The following is a 19,060-nucleotide window of genomic DNA, read 5'->3' on the forward strand; positions in this document are numbered from 1 at the left end:
GCGCCCGCCCCGCCGCCCCCCCCGGGGGCCCCCCCCCCCCCCGGGGGGGGGGGCGCCCCGCCCCCGGCCCCCCCCCCCCGTCCGTTCCCCGCTGCCCGTCCCTTTTTCCCCTTCCCGCGCCCTCCGATATCCCTCCGGCTTCGGTGATTTGTCGACATCTGAAGGGTGTTTTCCGCCGCAGAAGTGACAGTTGGCGTGGTCTGGCGCACCCAACGCGCCAGTAGCCGCGTAGCTTTGTCGCCAACGTGCCCCCCTGTCGGAGGATTCGGAGCAGTCTTGTCACGGAAGATCGGCAGCCGGTACACCGCGCACCAGGTCCTGGGACGCGGTAGCGCCGGCACGGTGTGGCTGGGCGAGGGGCCCGAGGGCCCCGTCGCCATCAAGCTCCTGCGCGAGGACCTCTCCTCCGACCAGGAGCTGGTCGGCCGTTTCGTACAGGAGCGCACCGCGCTGCTCGGCCTCGACCACCCCCGGGTGGTCGGCGTGCGCGACCTGGTGGTCGACGGCAACGACCTGGCGCTCGTCATGGACCTGGTCCGCGGTACGGATCTGCGCACCCGGCTCGACCGCGAGCGGCGGCTCGCCCCGGAGGCGGCGGTCGCCATCGCCGCGGACGTGGCGGACGCGCTGGCCGCGGCGCACGCGGCCGGGGTGGTCCACCGCGACGTCAAACCGGAGAACGTGCTGCTGGACATGCAGGGCCCGCTGGGGCCCGGCGGCGCGCACCCCGCCCTGCTCACCGACTTCGGTATCGCGCGCCTGGTCGACGCCCCCAGCCGGATCCGCGAGCGGCAGCCGCGCGGCCAGCAGCAGGGCCAGGGCCGCTCACCGAACCCGCGCAGTGTCATCGGCACCCCGGACTATCTGGCCCCGGAGATCATCGAGGGGCTGCCGCCGCGCGCCAGTGTCGATGTGTACGCCCTGGCCACCGTGCTCTACGAGCTGCTGGCCGGGTTCACCCCGTTCGGCGGCGGCCACCCCGGCGCGATCCTGCGCCGCCATGTGACCGAGACCGTGGCGCCGCTGCCCGGGATCCCCGACGAGCTGTGGCAGCTCCTGCTCCAGTGCCTGGCCAAGGCGCCCGCCTCCCGGCTGCGCGCCTCCGAGCTGGCGGCGCGGCTGCGCGAGCTGCTGCCGAGTCTGGCCGGATATCCGCCGCTGGACATCGACGAGCCCGATGAGCAGGAGGACGAGCGCGAGGGCGGCTATGAGGAGCCCGCCCCACGCGGCCCGGCCGCCGGGCAGCCGCAGCGGCGGCGTGGCGCGGTGCCGCTGGTCCCCGGCGCCGTACCGGACTCCAGCCGGGACACCCACACCAGCATGCGGGTGCCCAGCGCCGATGAGCTTGCGGGCGGCGCCCACGGCACCGCGCGCGCCCCCCGGGTGCACGGCCAGCGCCGGGCGGGCTCGGCCCGCAACCGGCCCTCGGAGGCGGTCCGCCGCCGCCGGGTGAAGGCCGCGGTGGTCTCGGTGGCCGCGCTGATCGCCATCGCGGTCGGCGGATGGCTGGCCACCGGCGGCGATGACGGCGGCGATCCGCCCAAGGGAGGGGAGCACTCCAGCTCCCAGGACGCCGGGAGTCCGTGACCGGGGCCGGTCAGTCTCCGGCAGCGGTTACGCTGGTGCCGTGGCAGTCGTCGATGTATCCGAAGAGCTGAAGTCCCTCTCCTCGACCATGGGGTCGATCGAGGCCGTCCTGGACCTCGACAAGATGAGGGCCGACATCGCCGTGCTCGAGGAGCAGGCGGCGGCCCCGTCCCTGTGGGACGACCCGGAGAACGCGCAGAAGATCACCAGCAAGCTCTCCTATCTCCAGGGGCACCTCCGCCGGACCGAGGAGCTCCGCGGCCGTATCGACGACCTCGAGGTGCTCTTCGAGCTCGCCGCGGACGAGGGCGACGATGACGCCCGCGCCGAGGCCGAGGCCGAGCTCGAGTCCGTGCGCAAGGCGGTCGACGAGATGGAGGTGCGCACCCTCCTGTCCGGCGAGTACGACGCCCGCGAGGCGCTCGTCAACATCCGCGCCGAGGCGGGCGGTGTGGACGCCGCCGACTTCGCCGAGCAGCTCCAGCGGATGTATCTGCGCTGGGCCGAGCGCCACGGCTACAAGACCGAGGTCTACGAGACCTCGTACGCGGAGGAGGCCGGTATCAAGTCGACCACCTTCGCCGTCCAGACCCCGTACGCCTACGGCACCCTCTCGGTCGAGCAGGGCACCCACCGGCTGGTGCGGATCTCGCCCTTCGACAACCAGGGGCGCCGCCAGACGTCGTTCGCCGGTGTCGAGGTGCTGCCGGTGGTCGAGCAGACCGACCACATCGAGATCGACGAGTCCGAGCTGCGGGTCGATGTGTACCGCTCCTCCGGTCCCGGCGGCCAGGGCGTCAACACCACCGACTCCGCGGTGCGGTTGACCCACATCCCCACCGGGATCGTGGTCTCCTGCCAGAACGAGCGGTCGCAGATCCAGAACAAGGCCACCGCGATGAACGTCCTCCAGGCGAAGCTGCTCGAGCGGCGCCGCCAGGAGGAGCAGGCCAAGATGGACGCGCTCAAGGGCGACGGCGGCAACTCCTGGGGCAACCAGATGCGTTCCTACGTCCTGCACCCGTACCAGATGGTCAAGGACCTGCGCACCGAGTTCGAGGTCGGCAACCCGCAGGCGGTGCTCGACGGCGAGCTGGACGGCTTCTTGGAGGCCGGGATCCGCTGGCGGAAGCAGCAGGAGAAGTAGTACCGCTCGATCCCCAAGTGGCCGCGTCCACGCCCTTTTTGGTCACAGTCCTGTACCCATGCATCACTCAAGGAAATGCATAGCGGACATCTCGGATGGAAATGACCTTGACGGTGATTTCAGATCACGGAAGGCTGACGCGCGGCATGCGTATGTCCGGGGCGCGTGTGAACGGGGACCAGCGGACCGCCGGTTAGGGCGGTGACCGCGGAACATGACACCCCGAGGGCCGTGGCCCCGCGCATAGCTGCTCCATTGACGAGTACAGCTACTGGGGGTAGCAGGCAGATGACGAAGAAGACGCGGCTGCGGATCGCGCGCATAGCCGCCGGCGCGGTGATCGCCGCCGGTGCGTCGCTCACCGCCGCCGGCGCCGCATCGGCCGTGGGTGTGGATGTCGGCATCGGTGGTGTCGGAGCCTCGGTCAGCGCCGATGAGCAGGGTGTGGACATCGGTGCGAGCGTGGGTGCTCCCGCGCCCGACCCGACCGATGAGCCCACGGACGACCCGACCGTGATCCCGACGCCGCCGACGGACCCGCCGACCGATGACCCGACGGACCCGCCCACGGACGACCCGACGGTCCCGCCCACCGGCGAGCCGACGGACCCGCCGACCGATGAGCCGACGGACCCGCCCACGGACGAGCCGACGGACCCGCCGACCGATGAGCCGACGGACCCGCCGACCAATGAGCCCACCGACCCGCCGTCGACGGACGACCCGACCGACGAGCCCACCAAGCCCGCCCCGGGCGGTGGCGGCGGTGACAACGGCGACGACTCCACCTGCACGGTGGACCTCGACAGCACCGACTGCGACGACAACACGGACACCGACAACGTCGGCTCCAAGCCGGTCGAGCAGGGCAAGGCCAAGGAGCAGCTCGCCGAGACCGGTGCCGGTCAGACCACGTTCCTGCTGGTCGGCGCCGCGACGATGATCGCGGGCGGAATCGGCTTCCGCTTCGTTCCGCGTCTGGTCAACCGCAACAACGTGGCCTGATCACCGAACGTAGCCACGATGGCCTGATCGTTCACAGGCCGTGAGTACGACGAGGGGCCCGGAGCGCTGCAGAGCTCCGGGCCCCTCGGTATGTCGGGGTGTGTGGTCGGCTACCGGGCGTCACGCTCCGGCGGCGGCCACCTCATGGGCGAGCAGGGCCACCGCGATCAGCCCCACCAGCAGCGCTATCAGAGCGGCCGGCGTCATACCGCCGAACAGCCCGTCCTGCTGCTGAAGGCGCTCCCTGCTGGCCCGGCAGACCGGGCAGCGGCCCTCGCTGACCGGGCTCGCGCAGTTGGCGCAGACGAGCCTGTCGTACGTCATGCGCTTTCTCCTCCCGCGCGGCGGTGCCGCAGTAGACACGGGCCCAACGCTCACGGAAATCGGTTGGTTCCCCTTCCACTGTGCCAGCTTCCGCCCGGTTCGGCGCGCCCCGCACGATTCCGTGCCGTATCCGTACCGGTTCCGTGGCCGCACCGAATGGCCCAGCGGTCAGTTTGTCAACCGTTTGCCCCCAATAGTGCCGTGAATAAACGCACCAAGGTGGATCGGCGCTGCGAGCTTGCACACGGTTCGCGTATGGTCACGCTCACCGACGGGAGCCGCTCAGGCAGCTGCCCGTACCGCTATCCAGGTCGACCGTGGTGCTTCAGTGATCCGATTCGACAACGTATCCAAGACCTACCCCAAGCAGACCCGGCCCGCACTCCGGGACGTCTCGCTCGAGATCGAGAAGGGCGAGTTCGTCTTCCTGGTGGGTTCCTCGGGGTCGGGAAAGTCCACCTTCCTGCGACTTCTCCTACGGGAGGAGCGGGCCAGCCATGGCGCGGTCCATGTGCTGGGCAAGGATCTCGCGCGGCTGTCCAACTGGAAGGTGCCGCAGATGCGCCGCCAGCTCGGGACGGTCTTCCAGGACTTCCGGCTGCTGCCCAACAAGACGGTCGGCGAGAACGTGGCCTTCGCGCTCGAGGTGATCGGCAAGCCGCGGACCGCGATCCGCAAGACCGTGCCCGAGGTGCTCGACCTGGTGGGGCTGGGGGGCAAGGACGACCGGATGCCCGGTGAGCTCTCCGGCGGTGAGCAGCAGCGGGTGGCCATCGCGCGCGCGTTCGTCAACCGTCCGATGCTGCTGATCGCCGACGAGCCGACCGGCAACCTGGACCCGCAGACCTCCGTCGGGATCATGAAGCTGCTGGACCGGATCAACCGGACCGGTACCACCGTCGTCATGGCCACGCACGACCAGCAGATCGTGGACCAGATGCGTAAGCGCGTGATCGAACTTGAAAAGGGCCGTCTCGTCCGCGACCAGTCCCGCGGCGTCTACGGCTACCAGCACTGAAAGGACGCCATGCGCGCCCAGTTCGTCCTGTCGGAGATCGGCGTCGGTCTCCGCCGCAATCTCACGATGACCTTCGCGGTGATCGTCTCCGTCGCCCTCTCGCTCGCCCTGTTCGGCGGGTCCCTGCTCATGCGCGAGCAGGTGAGCACGATGAAGGGCTACTGGTACGACAAGGTCAACGTCTCGATCTTCCTCTGCAACAAGAACGACAAGGAGACCTCGGCCAACTGTGCCAAGGGGGCCGTCACCGAGGCCCAGAAGCAGGACATCAAGTCCGAGCTCAAGCAGATGAACATCGTGGAGTCGGTGCACTTCGAGACGAGTGAGGAGGCGTACAAGCACTACAAGGAGCAGTTCGGGGACTCGCCGCTCGCCGACTCGCTGACCCCGGATCAGATGCAGGAGTCCTTCCGCATCAAGCTGAAGGACCCCGAGCGCTATGACGTCATCTCCACCGCCTTCGCCGCCCGTCCAGGGGTGCAGGAGGTGCAGGACCAGAAGAAACTGGTCGACGACCTCTTCAACCTGCTCAACGGTATGAACTTCGCGGCACTCGCGGTGATGGCGCTGATGCTGGTGGTCGCGCTGATGCTGATCGTCAACACGGTCCGGGTCTCGGCGTTCAGCCGCCGCCGGGAGACCGGGATCATGCGGCTGGTCGGCGCGTCCAGTTTCTATATCCAGATGCCGTTCATCATGGAGGCCGCCATCGCGGGGCTGCTGGGCGCGGGCTTCGCCTGCGTACTGCTGGTCAGCGGGCAGTACTTCCTGGTCAACAACTGGCTGGTGGACAAGATCGACGTGATCAACTTCATCGGCTGGGACGCGGTGCTCGCCAAGTTGCCGCTGGTACTGGCGATCGGGCTGCTGATGCCCGCCCTCGCGGCCTTCTTCGCGCTCCGCAAGTATCTCAAGGTGTGACATTCGCCCCGGGCGCCGTACCGGACAACCCCCCGTACGGCGCCCGTTGGTGCCCTACACTCACCGGCATGTCGGGCCCGTGTTTGTTCGTCCAACCCCGCCGCATTCGCCGTGGGGCCGCCCTGACATTGGTCTTCGTGAGCGTGCTGGCCACCGGCGCGGCAGCCGGTTCCTGGGACGCCGAGGCGGAGAACGGACGCCACCCCGGAGCGGATCGGATACCGGCGCACGCGGTCCTGGGCTCCGTGGAGAGCGAACAGGTGAAGGCGGCCGCGGCCGCCGCCCAGCAGGACGGCAAGTCCGGCTCCGAGGCCGCCCGCGAGGTCGTCAGCCGCAGCGGCGACCGCTGGGGCGCCGTCTACAGCGCCCGGGAGTACGAGGGGTTCCGCCGCAATCTCGACGGTGTCTACGTGGGCACCGGCATCTCCGCCCGCCAGGGCCGCGAGGGCCGGATCGAGGTGGACCGGGTGCAGCCCGGCAGCCCCGCCCGCAAGGCCGGGATCCGCTCCGGTGACCGGCTGCTGACCGTCGACGGGGTACGCGTCACCGGGCGTCCCGTCACCGATGTCGTCACCCGGCTGCGCGGCCGCGCCGAGCATGCCGCGGGCAGCCCGGTGACCCTCGGACTGCGACGTGACGGGCAGAGCTGGCGGCAGACCCTGCACCGGGCCCGGCTGGCCACCGAACCGGTGACCGTGGACCGCCTCGGCGGTCCGGACGCCGGGGCGGTACGGATCAAGGTCGACTCCTTCACCCGGGGCTCGGGCGAGCGGGTCCGCCGCGCCGTACGCCGCGTCCCGGACGGCGAGGGGATCCTGCTCGACCTCCGCGGCAACTCCGGCGGACTGGTCACCGAGGCCGTGACCACCGCCTCCTCCTTCCTCGACGGCGGCCTGGTCGCCACCTACGACGTCCGCGGTTCCCAGCGCGTTCTGGAGGCCAGGCCGGGCGGGGACACCCGCAGCCCGCTGGTGGTCCTGGTCGACGGCGGCACCATGAGCGCCGCCGAGCTGCTCACCGGCGCCCTCCAGGACCGTGGCCGCGCCGTGGTCGTCGGCTCCCGGACCTTCGGCAAGGGGTCGGTGCAGATGCCCAGCGAGCTGCCGGACGGCTCGGTCGCCGAGCTCACCGTCGGCCACTACCGCACCCCCGCCGGCCGCAGTGTGGACGGCGAGGGCATCTCCCCCGATCTGTCGGTCACGGGCGACAGCGGACCCGGCGCCGAAGCCCGCGCCCGCACGGTATTGAGTGGCCTCGGGGGCGGGTCCTAGTGCGAGAATGGCCTCGCTATGGCTAAAGAGACGGGTCGCAAGCTGATCGCGCAGAACAAGAAGGCGCGGCACGACTACAACATCCTGGACACGTACGAGTGCGGTCTGGTGCTCACCGGGACCGAGGTGAAGTCGCTGCGCCAGGGCCGGGCCTCGCTCGCGGACGGCTTCGCGCAGCTCGACGGCGGCGAGGCGTGGCTGCACAACGTGCACATCCCCGAGTACTCCCAGGGGACCTGGACCAATCACTCCGCGCGGCGCAGGCGGAAGCTGCTGCTGCACCGGGCGGAGATCGACAAGCTGCTCGGCAAGACCCAGGAGACCGGGCATACGCTCGTTCCGCTGGCGCTGTACTTCAAGGACGGCCGGGCCAAGGTCGAGATCGCCCTCGCCAAGGGCAAGAAGGAGTACGACAAGCGGCAGACCCTGCGCGAGAAGCAGGACCGCCGTGAGACCGACCGGGCGATCTCGGCGGCCAAGCGCCGCCAGCGCGCCTGACCGGCCCTGCCGGGACGGCAGCGGCGGGGCGGCGGGAATGATGTGGCCCCCTCGCGCGTTGGTCACCTATGATGGCGCTGTGCCCCTCCGAGGGCGCGGCACCACCTTTGAAAACACCACATGGGGATGATCGGTTTCGACAGCGGCTGTCGAAGCAGGGGAAGCGAGCCGAGGAAGCGGCAATGATCTCGTAAACCATATGTCGCAACCAATAATCGCCAACACCAAGCGCGATTCCTTCGCCCTCGCTGCCTAAGTAGCGACTTGCGAAGTGTCAGCCCGGGGATGTTCCCGACCCGGATCCTGGCATCGACTAGGGAACTAAACCACTAGACCCGGTCACGGGGTGTAGTGGGAAATCAAACAGTGACTGAGCCCGTCGGAGACTTGTCCGCGTGATCTCCGGGGCCGAGAAAATCACAGCGGACTGCGCTCGGAGAAGCCCTGTTTCCGCACCGGTGGACGCGGGTTCGATTCCCGCCATCTCCACTCATCCCATGTACGACGAAGGCCCTGCCGGAAGGCAGGGCCTTCGTCGTTGTCACGTGTTCACTGGCCTACTCGCAGTGCCCGTTCCCCGGCGCTCGGTGCGGCCAGGGCCAGACGGCGGTGGGTGCGGCGCAGCGCCAGCCGGGCCATGACCGGGTGGAAGCGTCTGACCACCCCGAAGTAGAGGCGTCCGCGTGCGTTGTGCGTGCGGACGACCGTGCTGAGCGTGATGTGCCCGGGCTCGACGAGGACGGACGCCCGGAAGTCCAGATGCCCGGCGTCCTCGCCCAGCAGCACTTCGCCGTCGGCGCGCCCCCGGACGGGGAAGGACGCGCCGCGCAGCACGTCCCGCCACGCTTCCGGGTCCCGGGGCATCCCGGGGTGCAGCTCCATGCGCCAGGCGTCGGAGAAGTCGGTCCGCTCGAAGGCGGTACGGGCCAGCCGGGCGGCGTCCGGCACGGTTGCGGCGACCGGCTTGTCCCACAGCACCCGGTGCAGCAGCCGGACCCACGGCGACCAGAGGAGCGGGGCCCGGTGCGTTCCGGCCGCGACCCGCTCGATGTTGTCGAAGAGCTCCTCGACCACCGTGTCATGGGCCCAGCGGACGGCCAGGGTCCACACCAGCCACTGCGTACCGCGCTGCCGTTCCTCCAGTACGTGGCGGACCCGGCAGCGGCCGGGCGCCAGCGGCTCCACGGCCAGTTCGTGGAAGCCGTGCTCCCCGGGGGTGAAGACGAACCGGACCCGGCGGCCCGGCTCGTAGGCGGTGACCCGGTAGTGGACGAAACCGTGGCCGCCCTCGGCGCCGACGCCGAGCGGGCGGTCGAAGCGCATCGGCGGCCAGGCCGGGCTCGGCCAGATCGGGTCATGGGCGGAGGAGAGCCGGTCGAGCAGGGCTCCGACCGCCTCGGCGGGGGCTTCGATGGTGCGTTCGTGGATGTTGCGGACCGTACGCATGCGTACCGTGCACCTCCATACGCTGCCGTATGTTTTACCGTACGGTACCGTATGGTCATGGTGCAGCGGCGAGTGCGGGGTCCCCAACGCGACGGCGCCAAGCGGCGGTTGAGCGCGCGGGACTGGGCCGACGCGGCACTCACCGCCATCGGCGAGGGCGGGCTCGCGGCCGTGGCCGTCGAACCGCTCGCCGCCCGGCTGGGCGCCACCAAGGGCAGCTTCTACTGGCACTTCCCCCACCGGGACGCGCTGATCGAGGCCGCGCTCGCCCGGTGGGAGGAGATCTCCACCGAGGCGATCATCGCCGAGCTGGAGGGCGACCCGGATCCCGAGCGGCGGCTGCGCAGGCTCTTCGCGGAGGCGACCGCGTCCGCCGCCGAGGACACGCTGGAGGTCTCCCTGCTGGCCACCGCCAACCATCCGCAGGTGGCCGCGGCGCTGGGGCGGGTGAGCGACCGCCGGATCGGCTATCTGGCACGGCTCTTCACCGAACTGGGCTTCCCGCCGGAAGAGGCGCGCCGCCGGGGGCTGCTGGCCTACACCAGCTATCTCGGCCACACCCAGCTCGTCCACGCGGTGCCCCGGTCCCTGCCCGCCGACGCGGAGCGGACCCGCTATCTGGAGTCGGTCATCGCCACGCTGCTGCGCCGGGACTGACGCGCCGCGGCGTGCGGCGCCCTGTCGCCGCGGTCCGCGGTGCGGGATGCTCCGGTGGCATGAGGAGACCTGAGAGTCGCGTGAACCGCCGTACGCGCGCCTGGACCTGGCCCGTGGTCCCCCTTGTCATCGGGCTGGCCTGCACGCTGAGCTGGAGCTCCCCGGCCGGTGCGGACACCTCCCGCCCCGGACTCGGCGGGGCCATCGACACCATCCTCGACGACCCCTCCCTGAAGGGCGGCGCCGCGGGGGTGGTGGTCGCCGACGCCAGGAGCGGCGCCCTGCTCTACCGGCACCGGCCCGACGACCGGCTGATGCCCGCCTCCAACACCAAACTGCTCACCTCCGCCGCCGCGATGGGGGTGCTCGGCCCCGACCACCGCTTCCGCACCGACGTCCTGACCGACGGCACCGGCCACGGCCGTACCCTCCGCGGCGATCTGTATCTGCGCGGCACCGGTGATCCGACCCTGCTCGCCGCCGACTACGAGCGGCTGGCCGAGGCGGTCGCCGATGCCGGGATCCGCCGGGTGACCGGGCGGCTGGTCGCCGATGACACCCGGTTCGACGACCAGCGGGTCGGCCGCTCCTGGGCCGCCGACGACGAGTCCTCGTACTACGCCGCCCAGATCTCCGCGCTGAGCGTGGCCCCGGACACCGACTACGACGCGGGCAGCGTCATCGTCGAGACCACCCCGGGCGCCCGGCCCGGCGCCCGCCCGACGGTCGCGGTCACCCCCAGGACCCCGTACGCGCGCGTGGTGAACCACGCCACCACCGGTGCCGCGGGCAGCGGCAGCACCCTCACCGTCGAGCGCGGCCACGGCTCCAACACCCTCACGCTCAGCGGCAGCGTCCCCGCCGGGGCGGCCGCCGCCAAGGAGTGGGTCAGCGTCTGGGAGCCCACCGGCCACGCCGCCGCCGTCTTCGCCGACGCGCTGGCACGGCACGGGGTGCGCGTCGCCGGTGACACCCGGCTCGGCCGGGCCACCCCGGACGGTGCCCGGCCGCTGGCCGCGCACCGCTCCATGCCGCTCAAGCGGCTGCTGGTCCCCTTCATGAAGCTGTCCAACAACATCCACGCCGAAGTGCTCACCAAGGCCATCGGCTACGAGACGGCGGGGCGCGGCACCTGGACCGCGGGACTGGCCGGTGTCTCCGACTGGCTGAAGAAGCAGGGCGTGGACGTCGGCACGCTGCGCCAGGTCGACGGCTCGGGGCTGTCCCGGATGGACAACGTGACGGCCGGGCACTTCACCGAACTGCTGCTCTCGGTGCGGCGCCAGCCCTGGTACGCCGACTGGTACGCGGCCCTGCCGGTGGCCTGCGACCCCGACCGGCTCATCGGCGGCACCCTGCGCACCCGGATGTGCGGCACCCCCGCCGCGGGCAACGCCCGCGGCAAGACCGGCTCCCTGACCGGCGCCTCCGCGCTCTCCGGGTACGTCACCGACGCGGACGGCAGGGAGCTGGTCTACAGCGTGGTGTTCAACAACTACCTCGTGCCGTCGGTGAAGCGGCTGGAGGACGCGATCGTGGTCACCCTGGCGAAGTCCGGCGCGGACGGCACGGAGACGGTCCGCCCCCGCCCGGCCCCCCGCTCGGCCCAGTCCCCGGCCCTGGAATGCGCCTGGACCAAACCACACACCTGCTAGGTCCTGTCCTGTCGATCTTCGTGGATCAGGCCGCGGCGTCTGGTGCCGTAGCTCGCAAGGCGGAGGGTCGTCCTTGTACTGGGCGTACTCGGATGATCCCGACAACGCGGCGAGGTGCGGTGCCAGGCGTCGCGGGCCCACGAAGATCGGCAGGACAGGGCCTAGCCGCCGACGGGGGCCCGCCCGACGCCCGGGCGGCCCCCGCTTTCCCAGCGGATCTCAGCGGAGCGCGAACGTGGTGACGCGGACGCCCTTGCCGAGGATCAGGTGGACGTCGCGGCGGCCCGCCGCGGCGGTCAGAGCGGTGGTCACCGTGCGGTAGGCGTAGCGCGAACCCGTGCTCGGGACACGGGCCGTGGCGGCGAGCGGGCCGGTGGGGGAGTCCAGGCGGACCTGGATCGTGGCGGCGCCCGCCGTCTCCTTCGCCGCCCGCACGGTGAACCGTGACGCGCCCCGGCCGAGGTCCGCGTCGCGGAAGACCAGACGCCCGCCGCCCGGACCCGCGGCGACCGCGTCCCCGCGCACCTTGGAGGCGTCGGCCAGACGGGTGCCCGCATAGTCGTCGAAGTCCGCCGCCCGTGTACGCCGGGACAGATCGCGGGGCGGGATCGTCTCACCGCGCACCCGCCACTCCGTACGGGTGCGGATGTCGCCCGCGGAGGCGCCCATCCGCAGGTCGTAGGTGCCGCTCTCCACCACCCAGCGGCGCCGGGTGACGTCCCAGTGCGCGAGGTCGGCGGTGCGCAGCGGCAGCCGGACCGTCGTCGTCCGGCCGGGCTCCAGCGTCACCCGGCGGAACGCCCGGAGCCGCTGCCGCGGCTGCTTGTCGCGGGAGGTCCGCTGGTGGGTGTAGAGCTGGACGACCTCGTCGCCCGTCCGGGACCCGGTGTTGGTCACCGGGACCTCGACCCCGCCCGGGACCCGCCGCGCCTGGCCGTAGCGGAAGCTGGTGTACGACAGCCCGTGGCCGAAGGGGTAGAGCGGACGGCCGCGGAAGTACTGGTAGGTGCGGTCGGAGCGGATGATGTCGTAGTCGAGGATGCTCGGCAGGTCCCGCTGCGAGCGGTACCAGGTCTGGGTGAGCCGTCCGGCCGGGTTCACCCGGCCGAAGAGGACGTCGGCGAGGGCGTGGCCGGTTTCCTGGCCCGCGTGGGTGGTCCACAGCAGCGCCGGGGCGTGCTCCTGCTCCCAGTTGAGGGTGGTGGGGTAGCTGTTCTCGACCACCACGACGGTGCGCGGGTTGGCCCGTTTGACCGCCCTGACCATCTCCTCCTGCTGCCGGGCGAGACCCATGTCGGTGCGGTCGTGGTCCTCCTTGCCGTTGATCAGCGGCATCGAGCCGACCACGACGACGGCGGCGTCCGCGCCACGGGCGGCCTCGGCGGCCTCCCGCGCCCCGTCCTTCCGGACCTCCCGGGTGTAGTGGGTGGCGTCCTCGCGGGTGGCGAGGGCGAGCGTGCCGTCCGCGCGCGCCGCCAGGTACTCCTTGTCGCCGAACCAGCTCTCCTGGGTGTCATAGCCCGCGTAGCGCAGCAGGTACGTGCCGTCGGGCTGCCGTTCCAGCCGGAACTGCTGCTGGACGAACCAGCCGTTGGGCTCGGTCTGGTCGTTGACGAAGGTGCCGTCCTCGTGGAGCCCGACGTAACGGCCGTTGGCGGCGGCCCGCAGGGCCGCCACTCCGCCGCCCCAGTCGTAGACGTCGAACTCCCCGGCCGACCCGGCCGGGCCGGCGCTCTCCCTGAGCGGGGCCCCCGCGGCACCGCCGCCCGCGGTGACGTAGGCGCCGGTCTCCGCGTTCCGCAGGGCGATACGGTCCACGCCCTCGCGGCTGGTGACGGTGCCGGAGCCGGCGGCCGCCAGCCGCTCGGCGATGCCCTTCCGCGGGGTGACCCGGTAGGGAAGGGTGCCGGAGTACCAGTCGGTGTAGAGGGTGTCGGAGAGCGGGCCGACCACCGCGACCCGGCGGGTGTGCGCGGGATCCAGCGGAAGGGTCCGGTTCCGGTTCTTCAGCAGCACCATCGCCTTGGCCGCGGTCTCGCGCGCCAGCGCCCGGTGGGCGGGGCTGTCGATGACCGACGGGCCGATGTCGCCGTAGCGGCCGCCGCCCGGGTCGAACTCGCCGAGCCGAATGCGCAGGGAGACGGTGTGCCGGACGGCCCGGTCCACGTCCGCGACGCGGATCAGCCCCCGGTCCAGCGCGGTGCGCAGGGCGGCGCGGGTGGGGCCGGGGTCGGTGTTGTCGTTGGTGAAGCTGTCGATGCCCGCCTTGAGGGCGGCGGCGTCCGCCTCGGGCGGGGTGGGGTAGTAGTTCTGCACCCCCGGCAGCAGATTGCCCGGCGCCTGGGCGTCGGTGACGTGGAACAGATCGCGCCGGGTCCAGCGGCGCACGGTGTCGTTGAGATCCGGGTTGACCGTGTTGGGACGGCCGTTGACCAGGTTGTACGCCGACATCACCCCGGTCGCGGCATCGGCGGCGACCGCGGGCCGGAACGCGCCCTCGTCGTACTCGTGCAGCACGCGGGGGCGGAGGTCGGAGGAGGTGGTGGTGCGGTTCACCTCGTTGTTGTTGGCGAGGTAGTGCTTCAGGGTGGGGGCGGTCTTGAGGTGGTCGGGGTCGTCGCCCTGGAGCCCCTTGCCGTACGCGGTGGAGAGGGCGCCGGTCAGGAACGGGTCCTCGGAGTAGCCCTCCTCGTTGCGGCCCCAGCGGGGGTCGCGCAGCAGATTGACCACCGGGGCCCAGACGTTGAGCCCCCAGCCGGCCGGGCGCTCCCGCTGGAAGCCGCGGGTCTCGTCGCCCACGGCCGAACCGACCCGCCGCATCAGCGAGGGGTCCCAGGCCGAGGCGAGCCCGATCGCCTGCGGGAAGACGGTGGCCTCGCCGAGCCAGGCCACTCCGTGCAGGGCCTCGGTGCCGGTCTTGAACGGCCGGATGCCGAGTCGGGGGATGGCGGGCTGGTACTGGTGGAGCAGCGAGATCTTCTCGTCGAGTGTGAGCCGGTGCAGCAGATCGTCCACCCGTGTCCGCAGCGGCAGCCGCGGATCGCGGAACGGATAGCCGCTCTGCGCCCCGGCCGGGACCGGGCTCGCCGGTGGTAAGCCGGTCAACAGGGCGACGGCCAGGGCTGATGCGGCGAAGGCGCGGAGGGCCGCGCGACGGCGCTGGGGCCGGGCGGCGGAGCCTGTCACGAACACGTACGTCCCCTCGGGTAGCGGCGGTTCGACGTCCGGGCGCGAAACCGCACCGTAGCGCCGCCGTATACCCACTCGCGCCCCCACACCCGCAAGTTGCCCCCATCGGCCCAGCGGTGGCCTCCCCGGCCGGGGAGAGCGGGGAGGCCCGCGGCCACCACCCCCGGGACCTCCCCGGCCGGTCGGTCCGGCCGGGGCGCGGGCTTCGGGCCCGACCGGTGGGCCGGTGCGGGCGGTGCGGCGCGCATCCGTCCGGCGGGCCGTCGGCCCAGCGGTCTGCCGCGGGCCCGCGCGGGTCCGGGCCCGGGAGGTGCTCCTCCCGGGGCCCCGGGGTCAGGTTGGCGTTCTCCGGCGGTGGGTCGTCAGGGCCGCGGTCAGGGCGAGGGTGGCGGCTGTTACCGGGGTGGTGTAGGCGGAGGCGGAGCCCAGGTGGTCCGCCGTCCAGCCGCCCGCCGCCGCGCCCGCCGAGATGCCGATGAGCAGAGCGGTGTAGACCGTGGTCATCCCCTCGTTGAGGCGGGCGGCCGGGACCAGCCGGTGGACCAGGGACATCCCGGTGATCATCGTGGGCGCGGTCGCCATGCCCGCCAGGAAGAGCAGCGGGGCCAGGGCCGCCAGGCTGTCCGCCGCCAGCAGCGGGAGGACGGCCACGGCCATCGCGGCCACCCCTGTCACGAACCGGGTGGACAGCGCGCCCCGCAGCGGGAGCGCCCCGAAGACCAGCCCGGCGGCGCAGGAACCGGCCGCCTGGAGGGCGAGGACCGCGCCGCTCGCCCCGGCGCCGCCGAAGGACCGTACGGTGGCGACCGTCGCGACCTCCATGGAGCCGAACACCGCGCCCGTCGCCAGGAACGTGCCCAGCAGGGCCCGCATCCCCGGGGTGCGCGCCAGCGGGACGGCGCGCTCCCCGGCGGCGAGGGGCGGGTGCGGCGGGGGTTCGGTGCGGCGCCGGGCGGCGAACAGCAGGGTGCCGGTCACCAGCAGCGCCGCCGCCGTGATCAGACCGGCCTCCGGGAAGACCGCCGTGCACAGCACCATGGCCAGCGCGGGGCCCGCCATGAAGCAGACCTCGTCCACGACCTGCTCGAAGGAGGCGGCCGTGTGCCGGGCGGCCGCGTCGTCGGGGTGGAGCGCCGCCCAGCGGGCGCGGGTCATCGCACCGAGGCTGGGGACGCCCGAGGAGCCCGCCGCGCAGAGGAACAGCGCCCAGGCCGGGGCGCCGTGGTGGACGCACAGCACCATCGCGGTGGCGCCCAGCGCGAACACCGCCACCGAGGGCACCGCGATCCGCGCCTGTCCGTACCGGTCCACCAGCCGTCCGAGCAGCGGGCCGGTCACCGCGGTGACCGCGACCCCGGTCGCCGAGACGGCGCCCGCCAGGGCGTAGGAGTCCCGCGCGATGGCGACCATCAGCACGTTGGCCACCCCGAGCATCGCCCCCGCCAGCCGTCCGGTGAACGCCGCGAGCGTGAACGCCAGGGCGCCCGGGGTGGCGAGCAGCCGCCCGTACGGGGCCAGGAACGCCGGGAGCCGACGCGGACGACGACGGCGGCGGGTCCGGCCGCGGGCGGGCGGCGGAACACGGCGGACGACGGGCCGGGAGGCAAGGAAGAGGATCACCCCTCTACGGTCCTGGCCGGGCCCGTTTCCCGTCCAACACCTGATCGGGCCCCATTGACGCATCTGGGTTGTCAATATGGAGGGGTGAACCGGGACATCGAACCGCGGCTGCTGCGGGCCTTCGCCGCCGTCGCCGACGAACTGCACTTCACCCGTGCCGCCGCCCGCCTCTACGTCGCGCAGCAGGCGCTCAGCCGCGACATCCGCAGGCTGGAACGGGAGTTGGGCGCCGAGCTGTTCGTCCGCACCACCCGTCAGGTCGCCCTGACCGCCGAGGGCGAGCGGCTGCTGCCGTACGCGCGGCGGGTGCTCGCGGCGCAGGACGAACTGGCCGCGGCCGCGGGCGGCGGGAGCGACCGTCCGCTGCTGGTGGACGTGGGGGCGCCGGTGTCCACCGGCAGCCGGGTGCTGGACGAGGCGCGGCGGCGGCTCGCCGCCGACACCGAGCTGGTGGCCCGCTATCACAGCGGCCTCACCGGCGCCGCCGCCGAACTGCTCGCCGGGCGCCTGGACGTCTCCTTCGGCCGCGCCCGCGGTCTGGACCCGGCGGTGCTGGCCGGTCTCGAACACCGCCCGGTGCGGTACGAGCGGATCGCGGTCGTCCTGCGTGAGGACCACCCGCTCGCCCACCGGGAGCGGATCCCGCTGGCCGCCCTCGCGGGCGAGACCCTCTACGCCGCCGCGGGCAATGCCGCCACCGCCGAGTGGACCGATCTGGCCGGGCAGTTGTTCGCCGGGCGCGGGATCGCGGTGGCCGAGCCGTTCCCGGAGATCGAGGGCGAGGCGGAGTTCATCCGGATGGTGACCAAACGGCGCTGGTCGGTGCTGGCGAGCGAGGAGTTCGTCCAGGTGCCCGGTACGGTGCTGCGCCCGCTGATCGACCCGGTGCCGCTCTCCCCGGTCTCCGTCGTCTGGCGCAGGGGTCTGCGCCACCCCGGGCTGACCGCGCTGCTCACCGCCGCGCACGACCTCGGCGCCCGTCACCGCTGGCTGGACCGCCCCCGCAACGCCTGGCTGCCGCGCCCGGAGGACAGGCACTGACGACCGCGGCGCGCACATGCTCCCCCGGCCCTCACCGCCCCGTGTCCGCCCGGGTGAGAGCAAGGTTTCGCCGGTGTCACCTGCCGCCACAGGCCGGTAACGCGCCCTCCCTAGCGTCGGTGGCGACACCGAGCACCGTGGAGGCGCCGCGATGACTGCCCCGACCACCACCACCGCACGCAAGGGGGGCCGCTGGATCGAGCGGTGGGACCCGGAGGACGAGACGTTCTGGCGGGAGACCGGCCGCCGGACCGCCACCCGCAACCTGGTCTTCTCCATCCTGTCCGAGCACATCGGCTTCTCGCTGTGGAGCCTGTGGTCGGTGATGGTCCTGTTCATGGGGCCCGAGTACGGCGTGGACCCGGCCGGGAAGTTCTTCCTGGTCGCGATACCGACCCTGGTCGGCGGGGTGCTGCGGGTGCCGTACACCTTCGCGGTGGCCCGCTTCGGCGGCCGCAACTGGACGGTGATCAGCGCCGCGCTGCTGCTGGTCCCGGCCGTCGCCGCCGCCGTGGTGATGGAACCGGGCACCTCGTACACCACGTTCCTGGTGGTGGCGGCGCTCACCGGGGTGGGCGGCGGTAACTTCGCCTCCTCGATGACCAACATCAACTCCTTCTACCCGCTGCGCGAGAAGGGCTGGGCGCTCGGGCTGAACGCCGGGGGCGGCAACATCGGCGTCCCGGTGATCCAGCTCGTCGCCCTGCTGGTCATCGGGACGGCCGGGGCCGCCCATCCGCGGATCGTGCTCGCCGTCTACATCCCGCTCGTCGTGGTGGCGGCGGTGCTCGCGGCGCTGTTCATGGACAACCTGGCGCCGGTGCGCAACGACACCGGCGCGGCGCGGGAGGCGGCCCGCGATCCGCACACCTGGATCATGGCGCTGCTCTACGTCGGCACCTTCGGTTCCTTCATCGGCTACAGCTTCGCCTTCGGCCTGGTGCTCCAGAACCAGTTCGACCGCACCCCGCTCCAGGCCGCCTCGCTCACCTTCATCGGCCCGCTGCTGGGCTCGCTCATCCGCCCGGTCGGCGGGCGGCTCGCCGACACCTACGGCGGGGCGCGCATCACCCTGGTGAACTTCGCCGCCATGGCCGCCGCGACCCTCGTGGTCGTCTACGCCTCCGCCCAGCGCTCCCTGGGGATCTTCCTCACCGGGTTCATCGCCCTGTTCGTCCTCAGCGGCCTGGGCAACGGCTCCACCTACAAGATGATCCCCGGGATCTTCCAGGCCAAGGCCGTCGCCCGCGGTCTGGCGGGGGAGGAGGCCGCGGCGTACGGACGGCGGCTGTCCGGTGCGGCGATGGGGCTGATCGGGGCGGTCGGCGCGCTCGGCGGGCTGGGGATCAACCTCGCCTTCCGGGAGGCGTTCCTGACCGCCCACTCCGGCACCCCCGCCTTCGTCTCCTTCCTCGCCTACTACGCCCTGTGCTCCGCGGTCACCTGGGCCGTATACCTGCGTGGCGGCCGCGCGGCGGTGCCGTCCGACGAGGCCGGGACACGGGCGCCGGGGACGCCTGGGACGCCTGGGACGCATGAGCCGCGGGCCCAGCGGCAACCCGCCTACGCGGACGTCTGAGCCTCCCCGCGGCACGCGGCGTGCGGCCGGCGGGAAGCCACCGGCCGTACGCCGCGTTACACCTGGGTAACCTCCGCGAACCGCGGCCGTCACGGGGCGGCG

15 protein-coding genes and 1 other RNA gene are annotated in these 19,060 nt (G+C 72.3%); 12 read left to right on the plus strand and 4 right to left on the minus strand.

The window, feature by feature from the left end; all coding sequences use genetic code 11:
* Positions 1-276 precede the first annotated feature (276 nt).
* The 3 genes from NMK44_RS28230 to NMK44_RS28240 all read left to right on the plus strand — a co-directional run bounded on the left by NMK44_RS28230 (position 277) and on the right by NMK44_RS28240 (position 3,739).
* A complete protein-coding gene (locus NMK44_RS28230) occupies positions 277-1,587 on the plus strand; it encodes a serine/threonine-protein kinase (RefSeq protein WP_254748224.1) in 1,311 nt (436 codons plus the stop codon).
* Positions 1,588-1,627: 40 nt separating this feature from the next.
* Positions 1,628-2,734 (plus strand): peptide chain release factor 2, encoded by a 1,107-nt coding sequence (gene prfB / locus NMK44_RS28235; RefSeq protein WP_254748226.1) that lies wholly within the window; start codon positions 1,628-1,630, stop codon positions 2,732-2,734.
* Between the two features lie 288 nt (positions 2,735-3,022).
* Positions 3,023-3,739 carry a hypothetical protein gene (locus NMK44_RS28240; RefSeq protein ID WP_254748228.1) on the plus strand — a complete coding sequence of 239 codons (717 nt, stop codon included), beginning with the start codon at positions 3,023-3,025 and terminating at the stop codon, positions 3,737-3,739.
* Positions 3,740-3,859: 120 nt separating this feature from the next.
* On the opposite strand, the gene NMK44_RS28245 is transcribed toward NMK44_RS28240, so the two are convergent.
* The gene (locus NMK44_RS28245) at positions 3,860-4,063 is read right to left on the minus strand and encodes a hypothetical protein (protein ID WP_254748230.1); all 204 of its coding nucleotides are present in this window, start codon (positions 4,061-4,063) and stop codon (positions 3,860-3,862) included.
* Positions 4,064-4,391: 328 nt separating this feature from the next.
* Here NMK44_RS28245 and ftsE point away from each other — a divergent pair, with 328 nt between their 5' ends.
* The 5 genes from ftsE (at position 4,392) to ssrA (ending at position 8,263) form a co-directional block, all read left to right on the plus strand.
* On the plus strand, positions 4,392-5,081 hold the full coding sequence (ftsE, locus tag NMK44_RS28250; RefSeq protein WP_254748232.1) for a cell division ATP-binding protein FtsE: 690 nt from the start codon (positions 4,392-4,394) through the stop codon (positions 5,079-5,081).
* A 9-nt stretch (positions 5,082-5,090) separates the two neighbouring features.
* Positions 5,091-6,002, plus strand: a complete 912-nt coding sequence (gene ftsX, locus NMK44_RS28255; RefSeq protein ID WP_254748234.1) for a permease-like cell division protein FtsX — start codon at positions 5,091-5,093, stop codon at positions 6,000-6,002.
* Between the two features lie 68 nt (positions 6,003-6,070).
* Positions 6,071-7,273, plus strand: coding sequence for a S41 family peptidase (locus NMK44_RS28260; RefSeq protein ID WP_254748236.1), 1,203 nt, complete (start codon positions 6,071-6,073; stop codon positions 7,271-7,273).
* Positions 7,274-7,291: 18 nt separating this feature from the next.
* Positions 7,292-7,771, plus strand: coding sequence for an SsrA-binding protein SmpB (smpB, locus tag NMK44_RS28265; protein WP_254748238.1), 480 nt, complete (start codon positions 7,292-7,294; stop codon positions 7,769-7,771).
* 122 nt (positions 7,772-7,893) lie between these two features.
* Positions 7,894-8,263, plus strand: a transfer-messenger RNA (tmRNA) gene (gene ssrA / locus NMK44_RS28270).
* Between the two features lie 57 nt (positions 8,264-8,320).
* On the opposite strand, the gene NMK44_RS28275 is transcribed toward ssrA, so the two are convergent.
* Positions 8,321-9,217 carry a DUF2867 domain-containing protein gene (locus tag NMK44_RS28275; protein WP_254748240.1) on the minus strand — a complete coding sequence of 299 codons (897 nt, stop codon included), beginning with the start codon at positions 9,215-9,217 and terminating at the stop codon, positions 8,321-8,323.
* Positions 9,218-9,268: 51 nt separating this feature from the next.
* Here NMK44_RS28275 and NMK44_RS28280 point away from each other — a divergent pair, with 51 nt between their 5' ends.
* Both NMK44_RS28280 and dacB read left to right on the plus strand, forming a co-directional pair.
* Positions 9,269-9,874, plus strand: a complete 606-nt coding sequence (locus NMK44_RS28280) for a TetR/AcrR family transcriptional regulator (RefSeq protein WP_254748242.1) — start codon at positions 9,269-9,271, stop codon at positions 9,872-9,874.
* A gap of 59 nt (positions 9,875-9,933) precedes the next feature.
* Positions 9,934-11,529 carry a D-alanyl-D-alanine carboxypeptidase/D-alanyl-D-alanine endopeptidase gene (gene dacB, locus NMK44_RS28285; RefSeq protein ID WP_254748244.1) on the plus strand — a complete coding sequence of 532 codons (1,596 nt, stop codon included), beginning with the start codon at positions 9,934-9,936 and terminating at the stop codon, positions 11,527-11,529.
* A 219-nt stretch (positions 11,530-11,748) separates the two neighbouring features.
* On the opposite strand, the gene NMK44_RS28290 is transcribed toward dacB, so the two are convergent.
* Together NMK44_RS28290 and NMK44_RS28295 are read right to left on the minus strand one after the other, a co-directional pair.
* Entirely contained in the window at positions 11,749-14,649 is a 2,901-nt protein-coding gene (locus NMK44_RS28290; RefSeq protein WP_374215359.1) for a glycoside hydrolase family 3 C-terminal domain-containing protein, read from the minus strand.
* A 402-nt stretch (positions 14,650-15,051) separates the two neighbouring features.
* On the minus strand, positions 15,052-16,338 hold the full coding sequence (locus NMK44_RS28295; protein WP_254748246.1) for an MFS transporter: 1,287 nt from the start codon (positions 16,336-16,338) through the stop codon (positions 15,052-15,054).
* A gap of 84 nt (positions 16,339-16,422) precedes the next feature.
* Here NMK44_RS28295 and NMK44_RS28300 point away from each other — a divergent pair, with 84 nt between their 5' ends.
* Positions 16,423-17,379, plus strand: a complete 957-nt coding sequence (locus tag NMK44_RS28300; protein ID WP_254748248.1) for a LysR family transcriptional regulator — start codon at positions 16,423-16,425, stop codon at positions 17,377-17,379.
* Positions 17,380-17,530: 151 nt separating this feature from the next.
* Entirely contained in the window at positions 17,531-18,958 is a 1,428-nt protein-coding gene (locus NMK44_RS28305; protein ID WP_254748250.1) for a nitrate/nitrite transporter, read from the plus strand.
* Positions 18,959-19,060: the final 102 nt, after the last annotated feature.

This window comes from Streptomyces cucumeris (genome assembly GCF_024295805.1).
Lineage (GTDB): Bacteria > Actinomycetota > Actinomycetes > Streptomycetales > Streptomycetaceae > Streptomyces > Streptomyces cucumeris.

Excerpts from the sequence above, each read along its gene's own strand:
- NMK44_RS28240 (WP_254748228.1), top strand. The coding sequence starts at position 3,023 with ATGACGAAGAAGACGCGGCTGCGGATCGCGCGCATAGCCGCCGGCGCG.
- NMK44_RS28275 (WP_254748240.1), bottom strand. The coding sequence starts at position 9,217 with ATGCGTACGGTCCGCAACATCCACGAACGCACCATCGAAGCCCCCGCC.
- NMK44_RS28280 (WP_254748242.1), top strand. The coding sequence starts at position 9,269 with ATGGTCATGGTGCAGCGGCGAGTGCGGGGTCCCCAACGCGACGGCGCC.
- ftsX (WP_254748234.1), top strand. The coding sequence starts at position 5,091 with ATGCGCGCCCAGTTCGTCCTGTCGGAGATCGGCGTCGGTCTCCGCCGC.
- NMK44_RS28305 (WP_254748250.1), top strand. The coding sequence starts at position 17,531 with ATGACTGCCCCGACCACCACCACCGCACGCAAGGGGGGCCGCTGGATC.
- NMK44_RS28245 (WP_254748230.1), bottom strand. The coding sequence starts at position 4,063 with ATGACGTACGACAGGCTCGTCTGCGCCAACTGCGCGAGCCCGGTCAGC.
- smpB (WP_254748238.1), top strand. The coding sequence starts at position 7,292 with ATGGCTAAAGAGACGGGTCGCAAGCTGATCGCGCAGAACAAGAAGGCG.
- dacB (WP_254748244.1), top strand. The coding sequence starts at position 9,934 with ATGAGGAGACCTGAGAGTCGCGTGAACCGCCGTACGCGCGCCTGGACC.
- NMK44_RS28260 (WP_254748236.1), top strand. The coding sequence starts at position 6,071 with ATGTCGGGCCCGTGTTTGTTCGTCCAACCCCGCCGCATTCGCCGTGGG.